Here is a 19,065-nt window from a genome sequence, read left to right as displayed (position 1 = left end):
TTGATGATTTTGATGTGGACTATACACCTATCAATTTGACTATCAACTATAAACTAACAGCCATTGACTTTTTATTTCAGTTTGCAAAGGTACGGTTAATTCTCGTAACCAAAGCTTTTAAGATAGTTCTTTTTACTTCTCCAATCGGGAATAACTTTTACATGCATTTCCAAAAACACCTTTTTATCTAAAAATTTCTCAATTTCTAACCTGGCTTCGGTGCCCACTTTTTTAAGCATGCTGCCTGCGGTACCAATTAAAATGTTTTTTTGCGAATCGCGCTCAACAATTATTTCTGCTGCAATGCGGATCATTTCGCCTTTACCATTTTTCATTTCCTCCTCCTTAAAACTTTTTACCACCACTTCGGTGCTGTAAGGAATTTCTTTTTGATAATTTGTAAATATTTTTTCACGAATCATTTCAGACACAAAGAAACGTTCAGAACGATCGGTATATTCTTCTTTATCGTAATACGGCGGATGAAAAGGCAACGTTTCTAAGATGCGCTCCAACAAACCATCAACATTATGTTTATGCAAGGCAGATATGGCATAAATTGCAATCGGATTTAGTTTTTCTTTCCAATAGGCTATTTTTTCTTCAACCAATTCTTGCGAAGCTTGATCAATTTTATTTATTAATACGATTGTAGGAATATTGCGATTTAAAATTTTCTCCATCACATCCTCTTCATCATGTTTCTCGTTAATGTCGTTTACAAACAAAAGCAAGTCTGCATCGGCTAAAGATCCGTTTACGAAACTCATCATACTCTCCTGTAAACTGTATTTTGGCTTAATTACGCCAGGCGTATCAGAGAAAACAATTTGATAATCGGCTTCATTTACGATACCCAAAATACGGTGACGGGTAGTTTGCGCTTTGGGGGTGATGATACTAAGTCGCTCGCCAACAAGCACATTCATCAGGGTTGATTTACCCACATTTGGTTTACCTATTATACTTACGAAACCTGCTTTATGTGTCATTTAAAAAAATCTAAAATAAATTTGCACAGCAAAGAAACGAATTATATCTTTGCATTCCAATTCAAAAACGGAGTTAAGGATTTAATAACGTATTAATTGGCACGCGGATTTGAGCTCCGATTTATGAAAAATTAACTCAAAAAGTTGATTTTTCGGACGAAAAAACGCTCAACATACAGTGCGGGGTGGAGTCCCGAATCATCGGGAGTACGCTCGAAAGAGCTCATAACCCGAAGAAGAAAAATTCTAACATACAATGCGGGGTGGAGTCCCGAATCATCGGGAGTACGCTCGAAAGAGCTCATAACCCGAAGAAGAAAAATTCTAACATACAATACGGGGTGGAGTCCCGAATCATCGGGAGTACGCTCGAAAGAGCTCATAACCCGAAGAAGAAAAATTCTAATATACAATGCGGGGTGGAGCAGTTGGTAGCTCGTCGGGCTCATAACCCGAAGGTCGCACGTTCGAGTCGTGTCCCCGCTACCACTTTAGCAGAAAGGTTAAAGCAGAAAGCTCAAAGCTTTGGTCTTTTCCCTCTTAGCTTTAAGCTTGAATGGCCCGTTCGTCTAGGGGTGAGGACGCCAGATTTTCATTCTGGAAACAGGGGTTCGATTCCCCTACGGGCTACAGGAAATACAAAAAGTTGATTTAAAGCGATAACGCTGACGATCAACTTTTTTTTGGTTTACGAGATTTTGTAAATCAATATATTTCTTTCCTTATTTATTTTCCACAATAGAGGGCAAAAAAAAAGAATTAACTGATAATCAATAATTTATAATTTATTTTAATATTTTATTTTGAAAATCGAAAATAGTGCATACCTTTGCACTCCTTCAGGTAGGATAATTTGAAGACATAAAGTGCGGGGTGGAGCAGTTGGTAGCTCGTCGGGCTCATAACCCGAAGGTCATCAGTTCGAGTCTGGTCCCCGCTACCAAAGAAGTTGAAAGACACTTCTATTATTTAATGGCCCGCTCGTCTACCGGTTAGGACGCCAGATTTTCATTCTGGAAATAGGGGTTCGATTCCCCTGCGGGCTACAAAAAAACCACCAATTATAAAAATTGGTGGTTTTTGTTTTTATAGGCTAAAATGGAATACATAATCTATTTCAACTGCATAATTATCGATCTGAAATTATCTATACTTGCTTCTAAGTTTTCCAAAATATCATTCGCCAATACATCAGGATCGGGCAGGTTATCTAAATCGGCTAATGATTTATCTTTAATCCAACTGATATCCAAAGACGTCTTATCTCGAGCCATAATCTCCTCATAACTAAACTTTCTCCACTTTCCATCTGGGTTGGTTTGGGGATGATAAGTTTCCGCTCTCTTGTTTCGATTGGCAGTTTTATACAAAGAAACGAAATCTTGCAGGTCTGCTAACTTTAATGGATTTTTCTTTAAAGTATGGTGAACGTTTGTTCTGTAATCATACACCCAAACTTCTTTTGTCCATGGGGTTTTACTGGCTGGCTTAGCATCCCAAAACAACACATTAGCTTTTACACCATTTGCATAGAATATACCGGTAGGAAGCCTTAAAATAGTGTGCAAATCTGCTGTGTCTAATAACTTCTTTCTTACGGTTTCTCCGACGCCACCTTCGAACAAAACGTTATCTGGTAAAACAACCGCAGCTTTACCTGTGCTCTTGAGCATCGATTTAATATGCTGTACAAAGTTAAGTTGCTTGTTCGATGTGGTTACCCAAAAGTCTTGACGATTATATGTTAAATCTTCTTTCTCCTGCTCTCCATCCTCATTGGTGAAGGTCATACTGCTTTTCTTACCGAAAGGCGGATTAGCCAACACATAATCGTATTTGATTCCACTATCTGCGATTAGTGCATCATTGGGAGAAATAGCTGAATCGGCATCAATATCACCAATGTTGTGTAGAAACAAATTCATTAAAGCCAATCTTCTGGTTCCGGCTACAATCTCATTGCCGTAAAACGTATTGTACTTTAAAAATTGTTTTTGTTCTTTATCTAAATCTCTATTTTCTGCCAACCAATCGTACGCAGCTAAAAAGAAACCGCCCGTACCGCAAGCTGGATCGGCAATTGTTTTACCAGCTTCTGGCTGTAAGCATTCTACCATCGCCTTTATTAAAGCTCTCGGTGTGAAATACTGACCAGCACCACTTTTAGTATCTTCAGCGTTCTTCTCTAATAAACCTTCGTAAATATCGCCCTTATCTTTAACGCCCATCAGCAACCATTGCTCGGCATTTATTAAAGCAATGAGTTTATATAATTTTGCAGGATCTTGAATTTTGTTTTGGCTCTTGGTAAAAATCTGACCCAATATACCCTTGTCTCTACCTAACTCTCTGAGCAAAACGTTGTAATGCGTCTCTAGCTCGGCACCAGACTTATTGGTTAATGTATCCCAAGCATATTCGCTTGGAATAGGCATTGTTCTGCTATACGGCGGCTTGGTATATTCATCTGCCATTTTCAAGAAAAGCAAATAGGTTAATTGCTCTAAATAATCCCCATAACCTACACCATCATCCCGCAAGGTTTGACAGAATGCCCATACTTTGTTTACTATATTCGATGCGTTGTTCGCCATTATTATATGATATTTTTTTTATTAAAGATGTAAACTAAATGCCGAGTTAGTGTACATGTTTGAAAAGATGTACACTAAAATTCAATTTTGAATTTGGCTAAACGGTATTAATTTAACGTTTTATCTATGCTTACTTTAATTTTATAATTGCCAGTTTCATTGGCATACCTACCGTAAACTATTGCCGGGTGCAAACCCAGCTGAACTGCAAAGGCAATCACCTCTTTCGAATCGTAAATAGATTTATTTTTCATAAACACTAGCCAATCTTGAAGGCTTATTAATGCATTCGCTGCAAAATCATTTGCTTCTTTCTCTTCAGTGCTTAAGCAGTAGTCTTCTGATAATTCTTGTTTATCCAAATCAATAAATTGGGCATTCTTATCATTTGCCAAATGCAAAAACACATGACCTAACTCATGCAAAATGGTAAATGCAAAATTATCAATTCGTTGATGCCTTACACTTAAACCAATTGCGGGCTTACCCTCACTCCAGAAGGAAACTCCATCTACGGCGCATTTTTCGGGATTTTTATGAATAATTAACTTGACTCCATACTTTGCCAACAGCACTTTTGTGCGACTGACCGTTTCTGCATTTTCCTTTAAAATTTCTTTTAATTCTGTAATCAATTCATCTTTTTTTGACGCATCAAAAATACCAACTTCCAATTTCTTGGCCTCAAAAGCGATTAATTTTACCCAACCAATTAAGTTAATTTTATTTGGCTCTAATTTTTCTGATTTTCGGAAACGAGCAAAATTTGGTTCATTGCAGACTGCTAATAACGCAGCAACATTATTTACAGCGTAAATTTTTTGCAACAAATACACATCTTCCAATGGATCGCCAGAAATTATTTTGTGCTTTTTGTAAAACCGATAAGGTACATATTCCTTTATCTCGTTCCAAGCGCCTAAGGCGATTAATTGTTTTTGAGTTTTTTGTTTGATATTGGCTAAATCCAAATCATAATTGTTTTGCAAATTGAGCCATAGCTTTGCATCCATCTTTAATGATTTACCAATTAATAAAGCAATATCTGCATTGATACTTCTTTTCCCTTTTATAATTTCATTAAGTATAGTTTTAGCAATACCAGTTTCTAGTGCAAAATCTTGCTGACTGATGCCTCTATCTTTTAATTCATCATTAAGAATTTCTCCGGGATGAATTGCTTTTGCTGGGGTAAGTTGATTTATGTTGGTTGACATACGGGTTAGCCGTTTTAAAGGTGGCGCTCCTTTATATTAAAATAGGTTAATTAATTAGCTGTAGTGATTGCTCAAATCTTCTATATCCAATAAAATGATTTCGAAGGGCTCGGTTTCACTAGCTATTTCTTGAAAAATGACACGGTATTGCATGTTAACACTTACCGAACTTTTTCCTTTTAAATTACCTGATAGTTTTTCATAACGTAGGGTGTTATATTGGTAGGCTTGTTCTATTTTATCTAAAGAGCGAAGTATGTTTAACGTTTTAATATATTGCTTTACAATTTGAGGCTGAAATTGAAATTTCTTGTCTTTTACCTTTTTACCCTCATATAAATTTGCCAGTAAGATATTTTTAAACGTAATCTCCATTAGTATTGGACTGGTGCAAATATATCAATTATATTCACAAATTTGTGAATTATTTTATTTAATTAATTCTCCCTCAAAAGCTTTTTTTAATATACTTTGTCTTAAACTTTCTGCTTGTAATAAACTTTGCTGTATGCTTTCTTCCATTTTATCGGCAACGGATAGGCGTCTTTCTATTTCCTCAACGATTTGGGTTTGTTCTCCTAGAGATAAATCAGGAATTAACAATTCATTTAAATTGTTAAGGGTAATTCCCAATACGGTAGTTCCACTTGCAACTTTGATACATTGTCTCTCAAGAGCATTGAAAAAGTATTTTACAAAACTTGATGTTGTTTCAAATCTAGGCTTTGCAATTTTCAGGTCTTGATTGATTGAAGTGATAATTTTCGAAATAATTGCTTTCCCTGGAGATATTCTTGTAATTAAAATAACATCGCCAATTTGTGCAAGATTGGAAGCACTATTTTTTAAACCTATTTCAGTTATATAATCTTGCGTTTTTATCAAATAATCACCTTTAACATCCTTAACAGAAGCCCAATTAATATCTCCATTCCAGTATGAAGGCTCACTTTTACTTGGCGTTCCTCCACCAACGAAATTAAACATGTCCCCTAATCGTTTATACTTCCACCCTTCAAACAATCCTGCTTGTTCGGCATTTTGATTTGCTTTGTCATTTGCAGTTTGATAAACCCCTTCAGGCTCTGCCACCATTGCTAAATCATATTCATCAGCTACATCATTAGCATCTTGATTTAGACCACTTGTTAATTTCCCCTCGAAAGCCCATTTCAAAACCGCTTGCCGATAAACTTTCAATTGTTGTTGGGCTGTTTTTAAATTTTCTACGCTTTTATCCAACTCAGAAAATAATTCTTCTATTTTGGAAACGATGGATTGTTGGGTGGTAAGTGGAGGTAGAGGGATTAAGTACTTTTTGAGCTTTATTATAGTCAGCGCATTGTAGGCTGAACCAGAAGTAAGAATTGATTGTTGGAATTTAATAAAGTGAGCAAAGTTATAATCTAAATATTTTGAAATCACATTTTTTAGATTTCTTACCCAAATCAGATTCCCGTCTTTGAAATAAAAAGTGTCTTCGTTTTTAATAATGTAAGAAACTCCAATAGTACCTACAGCAGAGAGCAAAATATCTCCTATTTTAGGCACAGGGTTTTTTGCTTTAATTAACGCATATTTTTCCGAAGATATGAAAAGCTCGATTTTTATTTCTTTGCCCTCACTTAATTCTTTTACCTCCTTTGTTCTGTAAAAAGGTATTCCCTCTTGGACATAATCGCTTTGAAATATTCTCCTACTTGAAGTTACTTCTGCAATATCTTGAAGTTCGACCCACTTCCACCCTTCTGGCAATTCTTTCAATTTGTTCATTTTTTTTGTTCAGTCAAATAACCATCAAATAAAAAGTTATTGACAATCACATAGTTACGCTGTAATTATTTAAACAATTGTTTTTCAGTCAAATAAGACTTGTTAATATTCCATAAGTTCAAAACTCTTTTTAGCAGAAGATCGAAATGCGAAAGGCGTATTGTTCTTTTTAACGATTTGTTTTATTTCTTCCCAACGGTTTACTAATAATTTAACCATTTCCCAGTATGCAAAACCACTTTTAGATGGTGGATTAAAAAAAAGTATGCCAACGCCATGTTTTTGGTACAACTCCCTTTGATGCTTTTGACTTTGTATTCTAAAATCTTGGGTAATTACGACACCATTGATAGCGCCTACTTTTGGAATCCAATCCTCGTCTTGTGTACCTCTACCAAATTCATCGGCAATGGAAAGCACTTCTACCGTAAATCCATCTTTTTTATTTTGAGGGTTTTGCAATTCGTTAAGACCAATGGCTAATTGCTTAGGTAAGTTTTCGTCTATAAAAATTTTATAGTGCCTCATTTTAGGCTGCCGTTTTATAAAACTCTATAGCGTGTTGCACTTCAGATTTGCTAAGCTCATACAATTCAGCAATAAAATCAATTGGCTCTTTAGCTAAATACATCATGTAAATTGCTTCGGCTTGTATATTTGTACCGCCAATAACAGCTTGTCCAAATTTATGATGCGGGTCGCATACGATTTCTTTTTCTTTACCCAAAGGCCAAAATCTAGAAGCAACTTTTTCTTCATCAAAATCTAATTTCCTAAAAAACAGGTTGATAAAATCAAGATTTAATTGCTTTGTACCATCCAATGTAATTGTATCGCCATTGGCACTTAAAAAGATTTTCTTACCGTCTGTTTTAATATTCTCTAAAATCGCCTTGGTTGCAAAAGGGAAATTACTTTTATTGATACTTGCGAGTTCTTTATGCGCATTTAAAACTTCTCTAATTTTGACACCAGCTTCTGCAAACTGCATCATTACATAAAATTCTACTAGTGTATGAAAGCCGACTGCTTTTGTATCAGCTACTTTCCACGAATAATTTTGCTCATAAGCTTTTCCCAATTCTCCATCCCAATACTTTGTAATCCACAAATTAATTTTGTGATAAGGTACTCTTAGGATTTGAGAAATTTCTTTAACGGTATAAATACCATTTCCGAGTTTTAGTTTATTTTCGAAGGTTTTCAAGTTTAATACAAAATTAACAAATTATACTACAAATACTAAGCCGCTAATACTTCATTTAATTCTTCAATAATTCTTTCCGTTCTGTCGCCAAACAACTGCCACATTTTGCCCAAACCACCGTTTTTGTTAAAAGGGTCAAGTTCAAAATCTTCTTTATCTACATGGAAAGAGCTGGCTACATAATCTTTAATCATCCGCAACCATTGCATTTGTTCTTCGCTAAACTTTAAAGTTCCGGCTTGTTGTTTAAACACCCAATCTTTAAAATGAGCATCCACGGTTTTATCATAAGCGGTCAGGTTTTCATCTAAACCAATTACCCGCCTAATTAAAGAGACCAAAGCCACCAATTCGTTTTTTGGCGAGCCATTTACTTTTTCTAACTGTTCGTAACTTTTCCAAACGGAAAGCGGTGCTAATGTTGGCGCATCGGTTTTTAGTTTTTCGTACAGGTTTTTAATCATTTTATAAGTCAGCTCTCTGCGTTGGTAGCTTTGCCCGTAAAATAATTGTAAAGCAGTAATTTCATCTTTATGGTTTGCAATCCACTCGCTAAAGCTATTGATTACATTTTGAGCATTTTCAGTTTGGTCTTTAACCCAACCAATATTCACAATTTCATCGATGTTGATGCCATCAATAATTTGATCGTACTTTTTACGCACGTCCATAATATAGCTTCTTAATTCGGGGTTGTGAAATACATTTACAGCATCGGCAATTAACCTTTCTGTTTGCTTGATGATTTCTTTCTCTATCGCCAATGGCGCTTGCCCTTTCATTTGTTCGTTTACTTGGTGGATGATTTCCAAATGCGTATCAGGATCGTGGGCATTTAGCAATTGTTTTACTACGTGATTAATGGTAAAGCCATTTGCATGTTCGGCGAAAGCAATTTTCTCTTTCTCGTTGATCTGCCGATCCATCCTAATTAGGCGGTTGGCCAAAGTAGATAGCACTTCTTCTTGCGTGTTACCCACGGAAACCATTTGCAGTAAATCTTTTAAAGAAATACCGGGCGCTTTCTCCAATTGGCGGCTATCAGTCTTCTGCGAGCTTTCTACACCAATGGCATCAATAATTACAAAATGATCTTTAGTAATTTTTGCCGTTGGTGTGCCTGTTAATTTTAATTGCTCTAGCGAGCAAGTACGTGTACCACGTCCTTTCATTTGCTCGTAGTAACTTTTACTCTTTACGTCACGCATAAATACCAGCACCTCTAAAGGGCGAATATCCGTACCTGTAGCAATCATATCTACGGTTACGGCAATGCGTGGGTAATAATCGTTACGAAATTGGCTTAATACCGTTTTAGGGTCTTCTACACTTTTATAGGTAATCTTTTTACAGAATTTGTTTTCTTCGTTAAATTCTTCTCTTACAATATTAATGATGTCTTCGGCGTGGGAATCTGTTTTGGCAAAGATCAAAGTTTTGGGCACTTCAAAAGCTCCGTCTTTATCAAACCGATCTGGAAACATCTGCGGTAGATTTTCTTTAATGGCTTTAACAATAGTGCGGATTTGACTTGGGTTTACAATGTCTTTATCTAGTTGCTTGCCAGCATATTCGATATCTTCATCTACACTTTCCCAAAACTTTTTACGGGTTAAGCGTTCACGTTTATCTACCTTTTCGCCCAAGCCTATTTTAGCACCGTCTTTGGTTATTTTAGTTTCTATACCGAAAACATTGTAAGGCACTAGCACACCATCTATAACGGCTTTCTCGTAGCCATAATCAGAAACTAAGTTCTGATTGAAATAACCAAAAGTACGGTTATCAGGCGTGGCGGTTAAGCCAATTTGGAAAGCATCAAAATAATCCAATACCTGTTTCCACAGATTGTAAATACTGCGGTGGCATTCATCAATTACAATGAAATCGAAAAAATCTAACGGTACTTTCTCATTATAAACTACCGGAAGCGGTTCTTTTGTTTTAAATACACTTTCGTTGGGGTTTTCTTCCTCTGCACTGTCATCTAATTCTGTACCTTTTAAAATGGCATACATTCTTTGGATAGTACTGATATAAACTTGATTATCCGTGGGAATGAAACTACTTTTTAAACGGGTGGCGCTGTAGAGTTCGGTAAACTTACGGTTATCGTCGTTCGGCAGATAAGCCATAAACTCCTGCTCTGCCTGTTCACCTAAGTTTTTTGTATCTACTAAAAATAGCACTCGCTTTGCTTTGGCATATTTAAGCAAACGGTAAATAAAAGTGATGGCTGTAAACGTTTTACCAGCACCCGTTGCCATTTGAATTAAAGCTTTCGGTCGGGCATCTTTAAAAGATTTTTCTAAATTATTGATGGCTAAAACTTGGCACTCACGCAAGCCAGCTTCTGGCAATGCCGGAATATCCTGTAACCGAGCTCTTAATGATCCATCTGCTTTTAGGAGTTCTTGAAAAGTTTCTGGCCTGTGGAAGCTAAATACTTCTCTCGAGCGTGGTTTTGGATCTTGATAATCTGTAAACCTTGTGAGTGTTCCCGTACTTTCGTAAACGAAGCGTAAAGGCTCGCTGTCTATATATTTAAGTTTGGCGTTGGCATAGTCGGTAGATTGTTCTTCAACTTTTATAAGCTGGTAACCTTCTTCCTCTTTTTTCGCTTCAATTAAACCTACAGGTTTTTTATCTACAAAAAGCACATAATCTGCAGGGCCAACATCAGTTAAATATTCCCTCACTGCTACACCTAAGCTAGCTGATAAGTTTATGTTTTTTTTGGATTGAATAACCCAACCACAGTCGATTAACTGACCGTCGATATGATCACGAGCTATTTGTTCTGGGTTTTGGTTCATTGAGTGCGAGTGGTATTCGCTAAAGTAATATTTAGTTTCCAAATATCATAAATCCTTTATTTTGTATGATTAATAAAAGTGGGCAAAAAAAATCAAATATGTATTGTTAAACTTTTAAATCTGGCATTTAGCTAAAATTAAATTCATTTTTATACTACATAATTTAGATTGGTTTAGATGGAATATTTGAATTGAATTTTGATTTTTAATGTGATCTCGTTGGAGAATTTCGTCGCCTCCTTTGTACATACCTTTCTAATTCCCAAAAAAAAGGAGCCCTTTCGAGCTCCTTTCCATATTTAACAACTGATTTCTATTTTTCCTTTTTATCTGCAGTTCCGTCAATTAAACTGATGGTGTAACTATAACTGTATTTTTTATCGAGCAATTGAAATTCTTGATGTGGAAGTGCACCCCAGCTGTCATCTCCTCCTAAACCACGTTGTTTTAAATCTACATTTAAAAACACTTCATCTCGTGGTTTTAAATCGGTGGGGTGCTGCTGTTTTTTGGTTAAACCGGGGTCTAAATCTTCGGTGCTGTGATTTATTGCAGAAAAACCTAAAGGTTGCGCACCTTCAATTTTAATGCCCATTCCCTTATTATTTGTCAATGTTAACCAACGTACATCGGTTTTATTGCCGCTTTCTTGCGGACGGATATAATCCTTAAAATATTGATTTTCGATCTTGTCCTTATAAATACCTATAAAAGAAGCGTCTTGACGGTCGATATAATTTTCGAACGGACCTCTACCATAATAATTTAAATCTGTGTACCAATTTGATAAGGTTGTCCTCATTCCAAATCTCGGCAATTCTGGCAATTGGGTATTAGAAAAATCCATCGATCCTGTTACTTTAATCGAACCATCATTCAAAATTAAATAGTTTATGTGGTAAGGCACGTTAATGTTTGCCAATAGCCAAGTCACATCAATAGATAAACCTTGTGCATTTTGTACGCCAACTTTAACATCTTTTAGCTGTTTATTTAAATGTGCAGATCGCCAAACACCTAATTTACTAGGCATTTCGTTTCCAAAATCGTTATCGGTTGGTGCTCTCCAAAAATAAGGTTCTAAAAAATTGGAGAATTTATTTTCGCCATTACTATATCCAGATATTCTTCCGGTTTTAATATTAAATTCGCCTTTTACATTACCCGCGGTAAATTTTATTTGATCATTTAATTGATTGATAATAAGACTAGTAACAATGGCTTCATCCTTTGCAAAATAATCTCCGGCATATTTAAACTGGGCTTTAGCTACTTCAAAATTGGCTGGCAACAATGGCGTTTCATTTTTAGTGGTTGCATAAATATTCAAGTAAATCTCTGTACCGGCAATCGATTTATATTTTGGTAGGTTCAACTGCACATCTTTAATTTGATGCGGATTTAAGTTGACTTCAAAAGTTCCTTCATTTACTTTTTCGCCATTTTTTAACAGTTCCCATTTAAAATTACATGCTTTTAAATTGGTAAAATCGTATATGTTTTCGATTTCCAATATCCCTTTATTCAAATCTTTTGCGGTAATGATGATGGGTTGATACACATTTTTAACTTCATACGCACCAGGATGTGGTGTTCTATCTGCAGAAATTAAACCATTCGCACAAAAATTTTCATCATTTTGGAGATAAAAACCACCTAAGTCGCCTCCATAAGCCCAAAATGATTTATTATTGGCATCTTTAGTTTTAATTCCTTGATCTACCCAATCCCAAATAAAGCCACCTTGCATATTCTTGCTTTTGCGCATAATTTCGAAATAGGTTTTAAAGTTACCGCTACTATTTCCCATGGCATGCGCATACTCGCACATAATGTAAGGGCGGGTTTTACTTTCATCAGCGGCATACTTTTTCATATTATCTATACTCGGGTACATTGGGGCAACAATATCTGTATTCCAATCGTCGCCTGCCTGTTCAAACTGCACTGGCCTTGTATTGTCTCTATTTTTTATCCATTTGTAGTTGTCGTGAAAAACAGGGCCGTTACCGCATTCGTTACCTAAAGACCAAATAATAATTGAGGGATGGTTTTTATCGCGTTCTACCATTCGCACGGTACGATTTAAATGCGCTGGTGCCCATTCTGGAAGATAAGCTGGATGCCTGCTTTTATCAATCCTTCCTTGAAATTCGGCGCCCATACCATGTGTTTCTATATTCGCTTCATCTACTAAATATAAACCATACTCATCGCATAACTTATACCAAAGCGGATCGTTAGGATAATGCGAAAGCCTAACCGAATTGATGTTAAATTCTTTCATCAATTTAATGTCTTTTAGCATTAATTCTTTTGTAGTGGTGTGGCCAGTTACTTCATCGTGCTCATGGCGATTAACCCCGTGAACAGAAATTGGCACTCCATTTACCAATAGACGCGCATTTTTGATTTCAACCTTGCGAAAACCAACCTTGTTCGAGGTGATAAACAATACCTTTCCCGCATGATCTTTTAAAGTAATTACGCAGTCGTATAAGTTGGGATTTTCTGCATTCCATTTTAGGGGATTATTAATTGTTCCACTAAAGTTTAAGGTTTGAATACTATCTTTATTTACAGTGAAATTTTGGGTTTTATCATAAATAGTTTTACCTACTTTGTTTGTTAACGAAACAGAAACGCTTGCATTTTTAATGTCATTTCCAACAAATTTGCGGATATCAATTGCGGCACTAAATAAGCCATTTTTATAGGCTACATCTAAATCTCCTTTTAAAAAGAAATCCCATATACTTAACTTCGGCAGTGCAAACAAATAAGTATCTCTCTCAATTCCGCTTAAACGCCAAAAATCCTGATCTTCTAAATAACTGCCATCGTGCCAACGAAAAACCTGAACCGATAATTTGTTTTCTCCCTTTTTTAAATGCTTAGTGATGTTAAATTCGATAGGTGTTTTAGAGGCTTTGCTTAACCCAATCTTTTTACCATTTAAATAAACAAACGCGGCACCCGTAATTGATCCAAAGTGTAAAATAACTTCCTTTTGATTCCAATTTTCGGGAATTATAAATGATTTACGATACGTACCTACAGGATTATTAGGACCTATAAACGGTGGGTTTTTGGGGAAAGGATAAACAATGTTAGTGTAGATTGGTACACCAAAGCCATTTAACTCCCAATTTGATGGCACCTTTAAATCTGCCCAGCCAGAATCATCAAAATCTGCACTTGCGAAGGTTGTTGGTCTATCTTTATATTGATCTACATAATTAAATTTCCAATTTCCATTTAACGATTTAAAATCTTTAGAGCGGGCGTAATCATTGCTTATTGCATCCTTTTGATTATCGAAAGGCATAAAAGTAACGTGGGCATTTTCCATCCCAATGCTTACCAAACTTGGGTTTTCCCAGTCGTTCACCTGTGCATTCAAACTTAAAATATTTGCAAATAGGACTACTAAAACTAATTTAATTTTCATAGGATGAATTTTAAAACTGTGTTGTAAAAATTTTAATTTATGATGATGCCTTCAATATTATTACTTCTGCCTATTGAAGATGCTATAACTTAAAAATCCCGTTAGGAAAATAATTATTGTACCAATTACAATGGCCAAATTGGTATTTAAAGTGCTTTTAAAAGAGATCCAAATTCCGTTTGTAAAATAAACTGGAGAAAGACTTACCCAACAAATAGCCAAGCAGCCTAGCGAAACGCCTATTGCAGCATCTACATTTTTTACCTTTTTAGAGAAGTAGCCTAAAAGGAAAAGGCCTAACATGCCTCCGCTAAAAACAGAAGACAAACCCCACCAAGCATCGAGCGCATTTTTTACCTGCGTCATGGCTAGTGCGGCTAACACGCCCAATATGCCCATTGTAAATGTAGATAAGTAAAGTACCCGCATCGACTTTTTATTGCTTGCGTTTTTTTGAAAGTAGCGTTCGTAGTAATCTGTTAAAATAACCGTTGCAGAACTGTTTAAACTTGTAGAAATAGAACTCATACCTGCAGCAAAAATTGCAGCGATTAATAAGCCTGTAACGCCTTTTGGCAATCCATGGGCGATAAAATAAGGAAAAACCCGATCTCCCATTCCACTGGCTTTTAAAGTTGCTGGTAGTAAATCTGGATAAACGTGGTAATATGCAAATAATGCCGTGCCAATAATAAAGAATAGCATAGAAACTGGGATGTAAAGTAAGCTACCAAACCAAGTAGAAAACTTTGCTTTTTTAAGCGATCCAGTCGTCATGTATCGTTGTACATAGCTTTGATCTATTCCAAAATTTTGAACATTAATAAACAAACCATAAATTAAAATTACCCAGAAAGTTGATTTAGAAAAATCGAGATTAAATCCTCCCAAACTTAATTTATCATACTGTTTAGCAATTTGGTAGGTTTGCATTGGTCCTTCGGGCATGGAGTAAAGCAATATAATTGCACAAATTAATGCGCCTGCAATTAAAACAATTCCTTGTATCGCATCCGTCCATATTACGGCAGTAATGCCACCCAACATAGAATATAGCAATACACATGCACCAGTAACAATGATGATGAGGTAAATATTCCAACCAAAAAGCGCATTTATTGGGAGTGCTAACAGAAACATAATGGAACCCATTCTCGCAACCTGCGTTAACATATAACAAAGTGATGCGTAAATTCTCGCCCATGGCCCGAAGCGTTTTTCTAAAAAAGTATAAGCCGATGGGCTATTTACCTCACGATATAATGGGACGAAAAATTTAACGGCCAAATATGCAGCAATCGGGATGGATAAGCTGAAAACGAAACCATTCCAGTTTTTGGCATAGGCGCTACCGGGTAATGCTAAGAAACTGATACTACTTACAAATGTAGCAAATATCGACATTCCCACTACCCAAGCCGGCATATTTCCGTCGCCAGAAGTGAATGTGTTTGAAGATTTATTTCTAAAATAAAATGAGCACCCAAAAATTAGGGTTCCGAACATATAAACTAAAAAAACGATAAGATCTGTTGTAGAAATATTCATTAATAGGTGTGTTTTATATAATCTGATGCATTTTATTAAACTTATTTTATTTCAGGCTTCACTACTTCTGCAACGTCCAATACAATTTATTATTGATGAAAGCGTAAACACTTCCATCGAAAATGAGGCTGAATTTATTCCTACAAATTGATTTTCAAGTTTCAAAAATGTACTAATTATCAATATTCAAATCAGGCAAATAAAAATTAAAAGGTGCATCTCGATCGCAAGTTAATATGCCGTTTTCTATTTTTATTTCTGCTACTTGTATAGAAGAACGCCTGTAATGGTAAGGAAGAATCCCGTCTTCATCCAACTTATCTTTTTCGTTTGCCCAGCCACCTTCCTTTTCCCATCCCGGATGGGTAAAATAAAACACATAAATCTTATCGCCCGCAACCACTACACCGGGATGACTTGCCCTAACGTTATCATCTTTTCTAATTCCCTTTTTTCCTAAAATGACACCTTGTTTTTCCCAATGATCTGAATCTTTAGACCTATAAACGCCCAAACCATCCCACTGATCGGTCAGGAGCCAATAGAAATCTTTAGCTTTAAAAACAAACGGTGCTTCGTGCTGCACGTCGTTTACAGTTGTACCAGCAATATTTTTCCAATTTTTTAAATCTTTACTTACCGCCTCTACTGTATAACCAAGTTTCGAGTTTTTATACCATAAACCCCAAGATCCATCTGGCTTTTTGTAAACCGTAGGATCAAGCAAAGCATCTTCAGACAAAGGAATGAGTTGTTTAAACTTCCAACCCCATAAATCTTTACTTGTATAGTGTGCTATTTTCCCAATTCCAGACCAATTATCGCTGATACCAGGGATATAAGTAACGAACATGTGGTAAATTCCTTTATCGTAAACCACATGAGGGGCCCAAAAAGTATTGTGGCCTTGCTCAAACGCTAAATTTAATGCCCCTTTATACACCCAAGTTTTGCCATGATCTATGCTTGTCGCTACGCCAATATCAGTACCATATACCCAATTTGTGCCTTGAGTTTTTACGTTAGCCCTCCTATTTGTATAGAACATCGACCAACATTTATCTTTATAATTGTAAATGACCATTGGATCCGCAGCGCCATCATAAATAGGATCTCGAAACAGTGGCGCTTTTGCAACTTGGCTTTTAGTTTCCTTTTCATTTTGAGCATTTACGGCATCATGTACACCAAATAGAAGTAGCAACAAACAAAAAAGAGTTAGGTAGTTCCTCATTTTTAATTTGTTGTTGAACTTGTTGCGGCAATCCAACCATTTGCCTGCATCCAGTTGATACAACGATCAAACCATCTGTCTTTTGTACTCGCATTATCAAGGCCGAAACCATGACCGCCTTTCGGATAAATGTGCATTTCCGTTGGGATTTTCTTATTATAAAGTGCTTTATAAAATTCTAGTGTATTTTTTGGAGACACCACAGGATCATCCTGCGCATGGACGATAAATGTTGGTGGCGTTTTCTCAGTTACCTGAAATTCGTTAGAAAACCATCGTTTAGTTTCTTCTGAAGGATTTTTACCTAATAAACTGTACTTCGATCCACCGTGTGTAAGACTATCCTCCATACTAATTACGGGGTAGATCAACATCATAAAATCAGGACGAATAAATTGATGTGCTTCATCTTTTATCACGCCAGAAAAATGTGTGCCCGCAGTTGAAGCTAAATGCCCGCCTGCCGAAAATCCCATTATACCAATTTTATTTGTATCTATATTCCATTCTTTTGCATGTTTTTTCACCATTAAAATTGCTTCTTGGGCATCCTGCAAAGGACCGTTCATCTTGCTTACCATAATTTTATCATTTGGTAATCGGTATTTGAGCACAAAAGCCGCAACTCCGTTTTTAACAAACTGTTCGGCAACTTTAGTGCCTTCGCTCGTCATAGATAAACCTTGATAACCGCCACCGGGACAAATAATAACCGCTGATGTTAATGCCTTTTTTGTATTGGGCAAAAATATTGTTAAAGTTGGCTTAGCAACATTGCCTACAAAAATTGTTGCATCACTATTAATTTCAATTTTTTCTTGAAGATTTGCTTCTACCGAACCCGGTATTTCTCCCTTATATAAATCCATTATGGTTTGCGCACTTAAGGATAATGAGCCAAAAAGAAAAACAGAAAGCAATACTACTTTGTGGGTTTTTCTGCATGCATTTAATGTTTGGTTAAAAAAATTACACATAACGATTTTGTTTATTTTATAAGTTTAAAGTTCTAAAATTCTTAATTCTATGAAATGTTAGATAATTAGCGTCATGGAAATTGTGTGCGCCACCTTCAGCATCATCGTAGGCAGTACGCGATACCGCAATAATATCCTGACCATCAAACTGCCAATCTACATACTGGAAACCATGTTTTTCTTTATCGGCGTGTTCCAAAATAATTGATTTAACTTCCCAAGTTGTTAGGTCTTTAGAAGTACACAGGGCGAGCACATTTCTCGTATTTCCGATATATGCAGCTTTGTTTTTTTCGGGGATATAATTGGAAAGCGTGTAATATAATTTTGTAATGGCATCGAAATGAATGGCAAACTTTTTCCCTCCGCCAGGGAAATTAATAAAGTCTTTATCGGGGTTAAAACTTGCTGTTTTGCCATCGTTGCTAATGTGGGTAATCGCTGCTTTTTCTATACCATCTTTATCGTAAGCTGTTCTTAATATATTTACGATTTTCCCGTTAGGTGCAACAACGACATTTCCTTCTAGCCAACCGCCGAAATTCCCGTTTAGGTAAGTTGGATCAAACCTCAAAATGTTACTTTTCTCCCAACTAGATGCTTTTAGCAAATCGCTGCCAATTGGTGCAGACATCATAAAAGAGCCAAACATTTTCCCCCAACCTTCTATTGGACCCATTGCATCTTCCATCGCCCTCCAAATTCTGCCATCATGTTCAATTATTGGCGTTGGGGCACAGTGATATTGGCCGGCCAATAATAATCCGTTGGACGAATCTGTTGGTACAGTCCAATTAACGCCGCCATCTACAGATTTCCTAATAACTGTGTTTCCGTATTCTTTCGAAGTGCCGAATAAGTACAAACCATTTTGATACATAAATAGCTTCGCCCAAAATTGTCCTTTCACATCTGCTATTTTAGTCCAACTTTTACCCTTGTTTTTCGAGTTAAATACTGCCGTAATACCCTGTTGACGTTCGGTTCCTTCGGGTCCAAAAAAATCATGCGAAGCAACGTAATCTCCATTGGGCAATACGGTAAGACTTGGGGAACCAATGTATAACCCCGAAGATGCGGGGCTATAATCTATCACTACTCCCGGCGGTTTTAATGCTGAGGAACTATTCTTTTTAACCACACAGGACGAGAAAACCGTAGCTGTAAGTACAAGTATAAATAGTTTATAAGGCAATCGACTACATGTTTTAGCAAAGTTGAAATCGGCAAATAGTTTAATCATAACAATTGTTTTA

13 protein-coding genes and 4 tRNA genes are annotated in these 19,065 nt (G+C 36.3%); 4 read left to right on the top strand and 13 right to left on the bottom strand.

Annotation, left to right across the window (positions count from 1 at the left end; all coding sequences use genetic code 11):
* Window positions 1–95: 95 nt before the first annotated feature.
* Window positions 96–992 (bottom strand): GTPase Era, encoded by an 897-nt coding sequence (era, locus tag EZJ43_RS13815; RefSeq protein ID WP_133263303.1) that lies wholly within the window; start codon window positions 990–992, stop codon window positions 96–98.
* Window positions 993–1,405: 413 nt separating this feature from the next.
* Between era and EZJ43_RS13810 the strand changes: the two genes are divergently transcribed.
* The 4 genes from EZJ43_RS13810 to EZJ43_RS13795 all read left to right on the top strand — a co-directional run bounded on the left by EZJ43_RS13810 (window position 1,406) and on the right by EZJ43_RS13795 (window position 2,038).
* A tRNA-Met gene (locus EZJ43_RS13810) sits at window positions 1,406–1,481 on the top strand.
* A gap of 69 nt (window positions 1,482–1,550) precedes the next feature.
* Window positions 1,551–1,622 (top strand) — tRNA-Glu (locus EZJ43_RS13805).
* Between the two features lie 237 nt (window positions 1,623–1,859).
* Window positions 1,860–1,935 (top strand) — tRNA-Met (locus tag EZJ43_RS13800).
* A gap of 31 nt (window positions 1,936–1,966) precedes the next feature.
* Window positions 1,967–2,038, top strand: a tRNA-Glu gene (locus EZJ43_RS13795).
* A gap of 66 nt (window positions 2,039–2,104) precedes the next feature.
* On the opposite strand, the gene EZJ43_RS13790 is transcribed toward EZJ43_RS13795, so the two are convergent.
* From EZJ43_RS13790 to EZJ43_RS13735, 12 genes are all read right to left on the bottom strand, one after another.
* Entirely contained in the window at window positions 2,105–3,586 is a 1,482-nt protein-coding gene (locus EZJ43_RS13790) for a class I SAM-dependent DNA methyltransferase (RefSeq protein ID WP_133263302.1), read from the bottom strand.
* Between the two features lie 107 nt (window positions 3,587–3,693).
* Window positions 3,694–4,803: a HigA family addiction module antitoxin gene (locus tag EZJ43_RS13785; protein ID WP_133263301.1), complete on the bottom strand. Its 1,110-nt coding sequence runs from the start codon at window positions 4,801–4,803 to the stop codon at window positions 3,694–3,696.
* 54 nt (window positions 4,804–4,857) lie between these two features.
* Window positions 4,858–5,178 carry a type II toxin-antitoxin system RelE/ParE family toxin gene (locus EZJ43_RS13780; protein WP_133263300.1) on the bottom strand — a complete coding sequence of 107 codons (321 nt, stop codon included), beginning with the start codon at window positions 5,176–5,178 and terminating at the stop codon, window positions 4,858–4,860.
* A gap of 54 nt (window positions 5,179–5,232) precedes the next feature.
* Window positions 5,233–6,576: a restriction endonuclease subunit S gene (locus EZJ43_RS13775; protein WP_133263299.1), complete on the bottom strand. Its 1,344-nt coding sequence runs from the start codon at window positions 6,574–6,576 to the stop codon at window positions 5,233–5,235.
* A 102-nt stretch (window positions 6,577–6,678) separates the two neighbouring features.
* Complete coding sequence (locus EZJ43_RS13770) at window positions 6,679–7,104, bottom strand: PIN-like domain-containing protein (RefSeq protein WP_133263298.1); 426 nt, start codon at window positions 7,102–7,104, stop codon at window positions 6,679–6,681.
* Window position 7,105: 1 nt separating this feature from the next.
* The gene (locus EZJ43_RS13765; protein WP_133263297.1) at window positions 7,106–7,783 is read right to left on the bottom strand and encodes a DUF433 domain-containing protein; all 678 of its coding nucleotides are present in this window, start codon (window positions 7,781–7,783) and stop codon (window positions 7,106–7,108) included.
* Window positions 7,784–7,818: 35 nt separating this feature from the next.
* Window positions 7,819–10,599, bottom strand: a complete 2,781-nt coding sequence (locus EZJ43_RS13760) for a type I restriction endonuclease subunit R (RefSeq protein ID WP_133263296.1) — start codon at window positions 10,597–10,599, stop codon at window positions 7,819–7,821.
* 313 nt (window positions 10,600–10,912) lie between these two features.
* The gene (locus EZJ43_RS13755) at window positions 10,913–14,050 is read right to left on the bottom strand and encodes a glycoside hydrolase family 2 TIM barrel-domain containing protein (protein ID WP_133263295.1); all 3,138 of its coding nucleotides are present in this window, start codon (window positions 14,048–14,050) and stop codon (window positions 10,913–10,915) included.
* A 60-nt stretch (window positions 14,051–14,110) separates the two neighbouring features.
* Window positions 14,111–15,598 (bottom strand): sodium:solute symporter, encoded by a 1,488-nt coding sequence (locus EZJ43_RS13750; protein ID WP_133263294.1) that lies wholly within the window; start codon window positions 15,596–15,598, stop codon window positions 14,111–14,113.
* A 172-nt stretch (window positions 15,599–15,770) separates the two neighbouring features.
* Complete coding sequence (locus EZJ43_RS13745) at window positions 15,771–16,832, bottom strand: glycoside hydrolase family protein (protein WP_133263293.1); 1,062 nt, start codon at window positions 16,830–16,832, stop codon at window positions 15,771–15,773.
* A gap of 2 nt (window positions 16,833–16,834) precedes the next feature.
* Window positions 16,835–17,809 carry an alpha/beta hydrolase gene (locus EZJ43_RS13740; protein WP_133263292.1) on the bottom strand — a complete coding sequence of 325 codons (975 nt, stop codon included), beginning with the start codon at window positions 17,807–17,809 and terminating at the stop codon, window positions 16,835–16,837.
* A gap of 16 nt (window positions 17,810–17,825) precedes the next feature.
* Window positions 17,826–19,052 carry a sialidase family protein gene (locus EZJ43_RS13735; RefSeq protein WP_243718099.1) on the bottom strand — a complete coding sequence of 409 codons (1,227 nt, stop codon included), beginning with the start codon at window positions 19,050–19,052 and terminating at the stop codon, window positions 17,826–17,828.
* Window positions 19,053–19,065 lie beyond the last annotated feature (13 nt).

The sequence above is a fragment of the Pedobacter changchengzhani genome (assembly GCF_004354365.1).
Taxonomy (GTDB): domain Bacteria; phylum Bacteroidota; class Bacteroidia; order Sphingobacteriales; family Sphingobacteriaceae; genus Pedobacter; species Pedobacter changchengzhani.
This window is presented reverse-complemented; position numbering and strand designations above follow the sequence as displayed.